The following is an 11933-nucleotide window of genomic DNA, read 5'->3' on the forward strand; positions in this document are numbered from 1 at the left end:
AGAGAAGAGGACTCCGACCATGCCCGACGCCACCCCCCTGCCCCCGACCGATCCGGGCCGGCACCTGACCGCCCCGACCACCCGCAGCGCGCTGCGGATCCAGCAGCACCTGCTGTTCGCCGCCCGGGAGTTCCTGCGCGGCCGGGGTTTCACCGAGCTGCTGCCGCCGGTCATCGGCCCGGTCACCGACCCCGGCGCGCGCGGCTCCAAGCAGGTGGACATCGACTTCTACGGCCACCGCTACAAGCTGATGACCAGCGCGATCCTGTACAAGCAGGCCTCGCTGCTCGCCTTCGACAAGATCTTCTGCATCGCCCCGAACGTCCGCCTGGAGCCGCTGGAGACCGCCGGGACGAGCCGGCACCTGGCCGAGTTCCACCAGCTGGACGTGGAGGCCGCCGGCGCGAGCCGGGACGACGCCGTCCGGCTGGCCGAGGAGCTGGTGGTGCACATGGTCGGCAGCACGGTGCGCGAGCTGCCCAAGGAGTTCGCCGAACTCGGCCGGGACCCGCAGGCGTTCGCCGACCTGCTGAAGGGCTCCTTCGGCCGCGTCCGGCACGCCGAGGCGGTCGCCGAACTGCGCGGGATCGGGCACCCGCAGAGCCCGGACGCCGAACTCGACTGGGAGGGCGAGGCGTTGCTGTCGGCCCGGCGCGACCGGCCGTTCTTCGTCACCGACTACCCGAAGGGCTCGCGCGGCTTCTACGACCGCGAGCACCCGGAGGACCCGGGCCTGCTGCGGAACTTCGACCTGCTCGCGCCCGAGGGCTACGGCGAGCTGTGCAGCGGCAGCCAGCGCACCAACGACTACGCGGAGATCGTCACCCGGATGCGGGAGACCGGCGAGAACCCGCAGAAGTACCGCTGGTACCTGGACCTGGTGCGCGAGGGCGTGCCGGCCAGCGCGGGCTTCGGCATCGGCGTCGAGCGGCTCACCCGGTACGTCGCAGGCCTGGACGCCGTCTGGCAGGCCAGCGCGTTCCCCAAGGTCGCCGGGGTGGTGTCGCCGTGAGCGACCTGACCGCACCGGGGTTCCCGGAGGAGGAGGTCCGGCGGCGGGCCCGGGCCGGGGCGGCCGCCGTGTTCCCGCCCGCCGAGGAGTACGGGCGGGTGCTGTTCGGCGCGGGGAGGCCCGAGGAGGCGGCGCCGTCCGACGCCCTCGACGCCCTGCGGATCGTCCCGCCGCTGTTCCTGCCGCAGCGGCTCGCCAAGCTGATCGACCTGGGCTGCGAGCCCGACTACCGGGACGTCGAACTCGCCACCGCCATCGGCGGGTTCGCCTCCGCGCTGCCGGTGTACGTCTCCGCGACCGGCTCCACCCGGGCGGCCGGCGGCGACCTCGGGCTGGCCCTCAGCCGGCAGGCCGGGGCGCTCGGGATCCCGATGGTGATCGGCGAGAACGTGGTGCCGGTCAACGGCTACGGCCGGCTCGGCGAGGCCGCCGACCGCACCCTGCTCGGCCGGCTGCGCGCCTACGGCGAGGAACTCCCGGACGGGCTCGGCGGCGTGGCCGTCCAGCAGAGCACCGAGGACGCCGACGCCGAGGTGTGGAACCTCGTCCACAGCGACCCGGCCGCCCTGCCGCTGCTCGAATCCGGGCGGCTGGCCTTCGAGTTGAAGGTCGGCCAGGGCGCCAAGCCGGGCCTGGGCGGGATGACCGTGCTGGACGCGGACGCCGCCGCCGCGCTCGGCGACCGCTTCGGTCTCGACCCGCTGTTCGACGACGGGCGGGTGCTGCGCGCCGCCACCCCGGGCACCTTCACCGCGGAGATCCTGCGCCAGCAGATCCGGCTGATGCGCAACAACTACCCGCGGGTGCGGATCTGGGTGAAGCTCCACCCCGGCCGGGACGTGGCCGAGGCCGCCCGGGTGGCGCACGAGGCCGGGGCGGACGCCGTCGTGGTGGACGGCGCGGAGGGCGGCACCGGCTGGGCGCCGGGGGTGTTCCTGCCGCACGTCGGCCTGCCGCTCGCGGAGTGCCTGCGCCGGCTGGCGGCCGCGCCGCCGCCCTCCCTGCTGGTCTCCGGGCGGATCTGGGAGGGCGCCCGGGCGGTCAAGAGCCTGGCGCTGGGGGCCCGCGCGGTGGGCCTCGGACGGGCGGCGCTGCTCGCCGTCGCGGAGGACCGGGAATCCGGGCTCCGCCGTTTCGCGGACTGCCTGGCGCTGGAACTCCGGCTGCTGATCAGCGCGCTCGGGAAGTACTCCCCGGAGGCCCTGGACCAGGAGGACGTCTGGTCCCCCGGGAATTCCGGAATCCCCCTCGGCCGGTAGCCCCGGCCTGCTCGGGAAGCGGCAGGAGGAAACTGCCGACTTCCTTCCGCCCGCTCTGCCGACAGGGCCTTGGTGTTCCCCTGTCGCCTTCTTCGCCGATTCCTCTCACGATCTGGGGCTGGATGATGTCCTCTCGCGGTTTTCCCGTCGAATTCACGGCGCCCGCATTCGCGCCGTTCGCCTCCGCCGTCGCGCGCTTCCCGGAGCGGCCGGCCGTCCGGGCCGGGGCCCGGACCGTCAGCTACCGGGAGCTGGACGGCCTGAGCGCCGCCCTCGCCGCCCGGCTCGCCCCCGGGCGGACGGTCGCCGTGACCGGCCGCGACCGGCTGGACCACGTGGTCGCGCTGCTGGCGGCGCTGCGGGCGGGTGCCACCTACCTGCCGCTGGACCGGGAGGCGCCCGAGGAGCGCAACCGCTGGATCGCCGAGGACGCCGGGGCCGGCCTCGCCCTCGACGGCGAGGAGCTCACCGAGCTGGGCGGAGGGACGGGCGCGGGCGCCGGGTACGTCATCTACACCTCCGGTACCACCGGCCGCCCCAAGGGCGTGCACGTCCCGCTCGCGGCCCTGGCCGGCCATCTGGCCGGTGTGGTCGAGGCCTTCGGCCTGACCGAGCGGGACGTGGTGCTGCAGTTCGCCCGTCCGACCGTGGACGTGGCCGTGGAGCAGGTGCTCGGCGCGCTGGCCGCCGGGGCCTGCCTGGTCCTGCCGGAGCAGCGGCTGCTCGCCCCGGCCGCGCTGCTGGAGCTGCTGGACGCCGAGGGCGTCACCGTCGCCAACCTGGCCGCGGGCTACTTCCAGGACGTGGTGGCGGCGCTGGGCGGCCGGGTGCCGCGCACCCTGCGGCTGATGGTCTCCGGCAGCGACAAGCTGGAGCCGGCCACCGCCGCCGCCTGGTGGGCGGCGACCGGGGTGCCGCTGCTGAACGCGTACGGTCCGACCGAGACGGTGGTCACCGCCACCGTCCACCGGCTCGACGGGCAGCAGCCGGCGGCCCGGGTGCCGATCGGCACCGCCGTCGGCGGGCGCCCGCTGCACGTGCTCGACGAGCGGCTGCGGCCGGTGCCGCCCGGCGAGGCCGGTGAACTGTACGTCGGCGGGCCGCTGTTGGCCTCCGGCTACCTCGGCCGCCCCGGCCTGACCGCCGGCCGCTTCGTCGCGGACCCGTTCGCGGACCCGGACGGCCCCGGCGGCGCCCGGATGTACCGCACCGGCGACCTGGTGCGCCGCGCCACCGGGGACGGCCCGCTGGAGTTCCTCGGCCGCACCGACCACCAGGTGAAGATCCGCGGCTTCCGGGTCGAGCCCGGGGAGGTCGAGCAGGTACTGGCCGGCCACCCCGGCGTGACCGGCTGCGTGGTGGTGGCGCACGAGGGCCGGCTGGCCGCGTATGCCACCGGCGCCGTGCCGGGGTACGCCGAGGCCCGGGCCTGGCTGGCCGAGCGGCTGCCCGAGCACATGGTTCCGGCGACGCTCACCGCGCTGGAGGCCTTCCCGCTGACGGCCGGCGGCAAGGTGGACCGCGCGGCGCTGCCCGAGCCGCGGACGGCGCCGGAGGGCAGGCCGGCCGGCCGCCCGCCGCGCACCCCCGCCGAGCAGCTGATCGCGGCGGTCTGGGCGGACGTGCTCGGCGTGCCGGAGGTCGGCGCCGACGACAACTTCTTCCACCTGGGCGGCGATTCGCTGACCGCCGTACGGGTGGTGGGCCGGGTCTTCGACGTCTTCGGCATGGTGTCGCCGTACACCATCTTCGACGCGCCGACCCTGGCCGGGTTCGCCGCCGCGGTGACCTCCGCGACCGGCGGCGCGCGCCCGGCCCCGGTGCGCTCGGGCGCCGCCGAGGCCCCGCTGTCGAAGTTCCAGCGCGGCCTGTGGTTCCTCGACCAGTGGAACCCGGACGCGCCGACCTATCTGGTGCCCTGGGTGTTCCGCTTCTCCGGGCCGGTCGACCCCGAGCTGCTGCGGTGGGCGCTGGCGGGGGTGGTCGAGCGGCACGAGAGCCTGCGGACCACCTTCGAGCTCGCCGAGGACGGCCCGCGCCAGATCGTCCACCCCTCCGTGGAGCTGCCGTTCACGCTCACCGAGACCACCGCCGACCGGGTGGACGGGCTGGTCGCCGAGGCCGCGCTGGAGCCCTTCGACCTGGCGCGGGGCCCGCTGGTGCGGGCCCGGGTCTTCCGGGCCGGCGGGGCGACCACGCTGCTGCTGCTCCTCCACCACATCGTCTGGGACGAGGGCTCGCTGCCGGTCCTGGAGGCCGAACTCCGGGAGCTGTACGCCGCCTTGGCCGAGGGCCGCCCGGCCGAGCTGCCGGAACTCGCCGTCCAGTACGGCGACTACGCCGCCTGGCAGTACCAGGACGACACCGCCGAGAAGCAACTCGACTACTGGCGCGAGCAGTTGCGCGACGCGCCGACCACCGAGGCGCTGGCGCCGGACCGCCCCCGCCCCGAGGAGCAGGCCTTCCGCGGCGCCTTCCACCGCTTCGCCATGCCCGGCCCGGTGGCCGAGGCCGTCCGGGCGCTCGCCCGCAGCGAGGACGCCACCCCGTTCATGGTGCTGCTGGCCGGGCTGGCGCTCACCCTGCACCGCCGCTCCGGTCAGCGCGACCTGGTGCTCGGCTCGCCGGTGAACGCCCGCGGCCGGGCCGAACTCGACGGCCTGATCGGCTACTTCGTCAACCTGCTGCCGCTGCGGCTGAGGCTGGAGGAGGGCGCCTCCTTCCGCGAGCTGGTCCGGCACGTGCGCGAGGTGTCGATCGGCGGCTACCGGCACCAGCAGGTGCCCTTCGACGACATCGCGAACGCCGTGCTCGACGAGCGCCCCGAGGACCGCAACCCGCTCTGCCAGGTGCTGCTGGAGCTGCACCCGCTGGACCCCCGGCCGTTCACGGTCGGCGGGCACGCCGTCACCCGGGCCCTGCACTCCAACCCGGTCTCCCGCTTCGACCTGTCCGTCTCGGTGGACGACCTCGGCACCGGCTTCACCGGCCGCTTCGAGTACGACAGCGACCTCTTCGAGCCGGCCACCATGGTCGGGCTGTGCGAGGAGTGGCTGGGCACCCTGGCCGCCGCCGTCGAGGTGCCGGTGCACGCCCTGTTCGAGGCGCGGGCCGCCCGCGAGCCGCGGGCCGTCGCTCTGATATCCGGCGAACGGACCGTCGGGTACGGCGAGTTGAACGCCGCCGCGAACCGGCTCGCCCGCCACCTGGCGGGCCTGGGCATCGGCCGCGGCGACACCGTCGCCGTGCTGACCGAGCGGGGGCCGGAGCTGGTCACCGCCCTGCTGGCGGCCCTCAAGACCGGCGCCGCCTACACCCTGCTCGACCCGGACTTCCCGGCCGAGCGGCTGGCCGGCGCCGTCGCCGACACCGGCGCCGCCACGGTGGTCACCCACCGGCACGCCACCGTGCCGTTCGCCGTCCCCGGCCAGGTGGACCTGGACGCCTCGGCCGGTGACCTGGCCCGGTACCCGGCCCACGACCTCGGCCTGCCGGTCGACGGCGCCGACCTCGCCACCGTGATGTTCACCTCCGGCTCCACCGGCCGCCCCAAGGGCGTCGCCGTCCCGCACCGCGCGCTCACCACCACCTACCTCGGCCAGGACTACGCCCGCTTCGGCCCCGACGAGGTCTGGCTGCAGTGCTCGCCGGTCTCCTGGGACGCCTTCGCGCTGGAGCTGTACGGCGCGCTCTGCTTCGGCGGCACCTGCGTTCTCCAGCCCGGTCAGCGCCCGGACCCGCAGACCGTCGCCGAGCTGACCCGCCGCCACGGCGTCACCCAACTCCAGCTCTCCGCCAGCCTGTTCAACTTCCTGCTGGAGGAGTTCCCGGAGACCTACGACGACCTGAAGCTCGCCTTCACCGCCGGCGAGCGGGCCTCCACCACCCATGTCGCCAAGGCCCTGGAGGCCTACCCGGGCCTGGTGGTCGCCAACGGCTACGGCCCGGTGGAGAGCCTCGGCCTGACCACCTGCCACCGGGTCCTCCCCGCCGACGCCGCCGGCGGCTCCATCCCGATCGGCGTCGCGCTGCACGGCAAGGGCGTCCTCGTCCTGGACGAGCGGCTGCGCCCCGTCGGGCCCGGGGTGACCGGCGAGCTGTACGCCACCGGCGGCGGCCTCGCCCACGGCTACCTCGGCCGGCCCGGCCTCACCGCCGAACGCTTCGTCGCCTCCCCGTACGGCGCCCCCGGCGAGCGCCTCTACCGCACCGGCGACCTCGGGCACCGCACCGCCGAGGGCCTGCTGGAGGTCACCGGCCGGATCGACGACCAGGTCAAGATCCGCGGCTTTCGGGTCGAACCCGGCGAGATCGAGGACGCGCTCACCCGCCACCCGGCCGTCCGGGAGGCCGCCGTCGCCGTCCACGAACCCGCCCCCGGCGACCGCCGGATCGCCGCCTACGTCACCGTCGCCGCCGGCGCCCCCGGCCCGGACGCCCTGCTCGACCACCTGGCCGGCCTGCTGCCCGAGCACATGCTGCCCGCGACCCTGGACGTCCTGGACGCGCTGCCGCTCAACCACAACGGCAAGGTGGACCGCAAGGCGCTGCCCGCCCCCGCAGGGCGCCCGGTCGCAGCCGAGGACGCAGCCGTCGCCGACCCGCTGACCGAGGCCGAACGCCTGGTCGCCGAGGCGGTGCGCGAGGTGCTCGACCTCGCCGAGGTCGGCCGCGAGGACAACTTCTTCCGGATCGGCGGCAACTCGCTGGCCGCCGTCCGGGTTGCGATGCGGCTGTCCCGGGAGACCGGCAGCCGCGTCCCCCCGCAACTGGTGTTCCGGGCCCGGACCGTGAGCGCCATCGCCGAACGGCTGGCCGCCCGGTGACCGGCCGCACCGCACACGAAGGGAACGAGGCCGTGAGCCCGTCCGACCACCCGGCGCGCACCGCGCCCCTGTCCGGGCTGCAACGCGGCCTCTGGTTCCTCGACCGCCTCGACCCGAAGGCCGTCACCTACTGCACCCCCTGGACCCTCGACGTCACCGGCCCGCTCGACCTCGCGCTGCTCCGGCGGGCTCTGGACGCGGTCACGGCCCGGCACGAGACGCTGCGCACCACCTTCGCGCTGCACCCTGACGGCCCCCGCCAGCACGTGCACCACCGCCTCGCCGTGCCGCTCGCGGAGACCGACCTGCGGGACCTCCCCGACCGGGCCGCGCGCCTGGAGGAGCTGCTCGCCGCCCGCTGCGCCGAGCCCTTCGACCTGGCGGCCGGCCCGCTGCTGCGCGCCGAGGCCTTCCGGCTCGCGGACGAGCGCACCACCGTGCTGTTCACCGTCCACCACATCGTCTGGGACGGCTGGTCCGCCGAGGTCTTCGAGCGCGAGCTCGCCGAGCTGTACGGCGCGGCGGTGCGCGGCCGGGAGGCCGAACTGCCGGAGCTGACCGTGCAGTACGCCGACCGCGCCGAGGAGGAGCTCGGCACCTCCTACGAGGAGCACCTGACGTACTGGAAGGAGCAGTTGGACGGCGCACCCGCGCTGCTGGAGCTGCCCACCGACCGGCCCCGGCCCGCCGAGCGCGGCGCGGCCGGCCGCACCGAGGGGTTCGACCTCGCCCCCGGGACGGCGGCGCGGGTCCGCGCCCTGGCCGAGACCGAGGGCGTCACCCCGTTCACCGTCCAACTGGCCGCCTTCGCCCTGCTGCTGAACCGCTGGACCGGCGCCGACGACCTGGTGGTCGGCACCCCGGTCACCACCCGCGACCGGCCCGAACTGGAGCACCTGCTCGGCTACTTCGTCAACCTGCTGCCGCTGCGCCTGCGGCTCGCGCCCGCGCTGAGCTTCCGGGACCTGCTGGAGCACGTCCAGGACGTCGCCTTCGAGGCGTACGGCTACCTCGACCTGCCCTTCGACCAGATCGTCGACCGGCTCGGCGCCGCCCGCAGCGCCCAGCACCCGCCGCTGGTCCAGGTGGTGTTCGGCGCCCACGGCGAGGACCGGACCCCGCTGGCGCTCGGCCCGGCGGCCACCGCCCGCAGCCGGGTGCGCTCCAACGGCACCAGCAAGTTCGACCTCACCTGGTCCGTGTTCGACGGGGGAGACGGCGGAGAGCTGCGCGGCGAGGCCGAGTACCGCAGCGAACTGTTCGACCCCGGGACCGTCCGCCGGCTGGCCGCCGAGTTCGACGCCCTGCTCACCGCGGCCCTGGACGACCCCGACGCCACCGTGCTGCGGCTGACCACCCGCCCCGCCGAGGGGGCCGCGGCCACCGACACCCCCGGCCACTGCCTGCACCGGCTGTTCGAGCGGACCGCCGACGCCCACCCCGACCGGCCCGCCGTCAGCGACCCCGACGGCACCCTGAGCTACGCCGAACTCGACCGCCGGGCCAACCGCCTCGCCCACGCCCTGCGCGCCCGCGGCGCCGGCCCGGGCGACCGCGTCGGCATGCTGCTGGAGCGCACCGCCGACGTCCTGGTCACCGTCCTCGGCGTGCTCAAGACCGGCGCCGCCTACGTGCCCGTCGACCTGGCCGCCCCCGCCGACCGCGCCGCGCTGGTCTTCGGCGACACCGGCGTCGCCCTGGTCGTCACCGACCGCCCGGACCTGGTGCCCGAAGGCCCCTGGCAGGCCTACGACCTGACCGCCGAGGCCGCCGACCTGGCCGCCCGCCCCGACACCCGCCCGCCGGCCGCCGGCCGCCCCGGCGACGTCGCCTACGTCATCTTCACCTCCGGCTCCACCGGCCGTCCCAAGGGCGTCGCCGTCGCCCACGAGCACGTCAGCCGGCTGATGGCGGACGGCGAGCGGCACTTCGGCTTCGGCCCGGAGGAGACCTGGACGCTCTTCCACAGCTACGCCTTCGACTGGACGGTCTGGGAGATGTGGGGCGCCCTGCTGCACGGCGCCCGCCTGGTCGTCGTCCCGTACGTGACCAGCCGCTCGCCGGAGGAGTTCGCCGAGCTGCTGGCGGAGGAGGACGTCTCGTACCTCTGCCTGACCCCCTCGGCGCTGCGCCAGCTGGAGCCGGTGCTGCGGCGCAGCCCGCGCGCTCTGCCCGCGCTGAAGTGGATCATGCTGGGCGGGGAGGCGCTGGACCCGGCCGTCGTCCAGCGCTGGTTCGAACTCGACCCGCCGCCCCCGGCCCGGCTGTGCAACCTGTACGGCATCACCGAGACCACCGTCCACGTCACCACCCACGACCTGGCCGGCAGCGCCGGCTTCGAGCGCAGCCTGATCGGCACGCCGATGCCGCACCTGAGCGCCCAGGTCCTGGACGACTGGCTGCGGCCGGTGCCGCCCGGCGCGGCCGGCGAGCTGTACATCGGCGGCGGCAGCCTCGCGCACGGCTACTGGGGCCGCCCCGGCCTCACCGCCGGCCGCTTCGTCGCCGACCCGTACGGCCCGCCCGGGGCCCGGCTCTACCGCACCGGCGACGTCGCCCGGCGGCTGCCCGGCGGCGGCCTGGAGTACATCGGGCGCGCCGACTTCCAGGTCAAGCTGCGCGGCTTCCGGATCGAACTCGGCGAGATCGAGAACGCGCTCGCCGCCCACCCGGACGTGGACGCCTGCGTCGTCACCGTGCACGAGGACCGGCTCGCCGCGTACGTCACCGGACGCGAGCCCGCCGACGTCCGCGCCTTCCTCGGCCGCTCGCTGCCCCCGTACATGGTCCCCGCGAGCTTCACCGTGCTGGAGTCGCTGCCGCTGACCGTCAACGGCAAGGTGGACCGCGCCGCGCTGCCCGCCCCCGGCCAGCGCGCCACCGCCACCGGAGGCCGGCACGTCGAGCCGCGCACCCCGGAGGAGGAGGCCTTCGCCGCCGTCTGGACGGAGGTCCTCGGGGTGGACGGCATCGGCGTCCACGACGACTTCTTCCACCTCGGCGGCGACTCCATCCGGGCCGTCCAGCTGGCCGGCGCGCTGCACGAACGCGGCTGGGGGCTGAGCCTGCGGGACGTCTTCAACGCCCCCACCGTCGCCGCCCTGCTGCCGCTCGCCGAGCCCGTCACCGAGGGCCGGGACGCCCACGAACCCTTCGCCCTGGTCACCCCGGAGGACCGCGCCGACCTGCCGCCCGGCCTGGTCGACGCCTACCCGATGGTGTCCATGCAGCTCTCCATGGTCTTCCACATGGAGATCGCCGGCGGCACCGACAGCTACCACAACGTCAACTCCTACAAGATCTCCGGTGACCTCGACGAGCAGGCCTTCCGCCGCTCCGTCGCCGAGGCCATGGGCCGCCACGCCGTGCTGCGCACCGGCCTGGACCTGTCCGGCTACGGCGAACCGCTGCAACTCGTCCACGGCCGGCTGCCCGCCCCCGTCGAGTTCGCCGACCTGCGCGGCGCCGCCGAGGCGGACCAGGACGCGGCGATCCGGGAGGTGTTCGACACCCACCGGTGGACGCCCTTCGACCTCACCGCGCCGCCGCTGTTCCGGATCACCGTGCAGCGCCTCGCCGCGGACGCCTTCCAGCTCACCGTCTCCGAGCACCACGCGATCCTCGACGGCTGGAGCTTCACCTCGCTGCTCACCGAGATCCTGGAACGCCACGGCGCCCTCGCCGACGACCCGCTCGGCGCGCCCGCCCCGCCGCCGCGCACCGCCTTCCGCGACTTCGTGGCCGTCGAACGGCAGGCCGCCGGGGACGAGCGCTCGCTCGCCTACTGGCGCGAGCGGCTGGACGGCGTCAGCGGCCAGTCCTTCCCCGGCAGCGAGTCCGTGCACGAGGCGCCGCGCACCGTCGAGCGGGTGCTGCCGGAGGCGCCCGGGCAGTTGCGCGACGTCGCCGAGGCGCTCGGCGTGCCGGTCAAGTCGGTGGCGCTCGCCGCCCACCTGCACGCCCTCGCCGCCGTCACCGGGCGTCGGCGCGTCACCACCGGCCTGGCCGTCAACGGCCGGCTGGAGCGGCTCGGCGGCACCGAGGTGTACGGGCTGTTCCTCAACACCGTCCCGCTGAGCTGCGAACCCACCGACGACCTGCTCGCCCTGGTCCGCGAGGTCCACCGGGAGGAGCTGGACATGATGCCGCACCGCCGGGTGCCCTTCGCCCGCCTCGCCCGGCTGATGACCGACACCGCGCTGGACAGCCAGTTCGGCTACCTGCGCTTCCACGCCCTCGGCCGGCTCAGCTCGGCCCGCATCGTGGACGGCCGGATCGGCACCGAGCCGACCCTGCGCCACGAACCCAACAGCTTCGCCTTCGGCGCCTCGGTGATCCAGGACCCGGTCACGCGGCGGGTGCTGCTCGCCGTGGACCACCAGCGCTCGCTGGTCGCCGACCACACCGCCGAGCAGTTCATCGACACCTACGCCGCCGCCCTGCACACCATGGCCGCCGCCGCCCGAGAGTCCTGAGGAGCCGTCATGACCGATCTGCTGGACCGCCTGCGCGACACCGTCGCCGCCCACCCCGGGCGCACCGCCGTCCTGGCCGGTGCCGACCGCCTGGACTTCGCCGAACTCGACCGCCGCACCGCCGCCCTGGCCCGCGCCCTGCGCGAGCGCGGCGTCGGCCGCGGCGACCGGGTCGGCGTCCACCTCGCCCGCACCGCCGACCTGCCGGTCGCCCTGCTCGCCGTCTGGCGGGCCGGCGCCGCCTACGTCCCGCTCGACCCGGCCTACCCCGCCGAGCGGCTCGCCTACATGGCCGCCGACGCCCGGCTCGCCGCCCTGATCAGCGCCGACGGCCTCCCGGCGGCCGACGGGGTGCCGGTGC

At 75.6% G+C, this 11933-nt stretch carries 5 protein-coding genes; all 5 read left to right on the top strand.

All coding sequences use genetic code 11. The features are described from left to right. Positions 1-19: 19 nt before the first annotated feature. A complete protein-coding gene (locus ACFU6K_RS15775) occupies positions 20-1012 on the top strand; it encodes an asparagine synthetase A (RefSeq protein ID WP_380663448.1) in 993 nt (330 codons plus the stop codon). Then, a complete protein-coding gene (locus ACFU6K_RS15780) occupies positions 1009-2271 on the top strand; it encodes a glutamate synthase-related protein (RefSeq protein ID WP_380663441.1) in 1263 nt (420 codons plus the stop codon). Before ACFU6K_RS15775 ends, ACFU6K_RS15780 begins: the two co-directional genes overlap by 4 nt. 122 nt (positions 2272-2393) lie before the next feature. After that, a complete protein-coding gene (locus ACFU6K_RS15785; RefSeq protein WP_380663443.1) occupies positions 2394-7097 on the top strand; it encodes an amino acid adenylation domain-containing protein in 4704 nt (1567 codons plus the stop codon). 32 nt (positions 7098-7129) lie between these two features. Then, positions 7130-11572, top strand: a complete 4443-nt coding sequence (locus ACFU6K_RS15790; protein ID WP_380663445.1) for an amino acid adenylation domain-containing protein — start codon at positions 7130-7132, stop codon at positions 11570-11572. A gap of 9 nt (positions 11573-11581) precedes the next feature. Next, the coding region (locus ACFU6K_RS15795; RefSeq protein WP_380663446.1) for an AMP-binding protein at positions 11582-11933 on the top strand (352 nt) is incomplete at its 3' end.

It is taken from the genome of Kitasatospora sp. NPDC057512 (genome assembly GCF_042802135.1).
In the GTDB taxonomy this organism is placed as follows: Bacteria; Actinomycetota; Actinomycetes; order Streptomycetales; family Streptomycetaceae; genus Kitasatospora.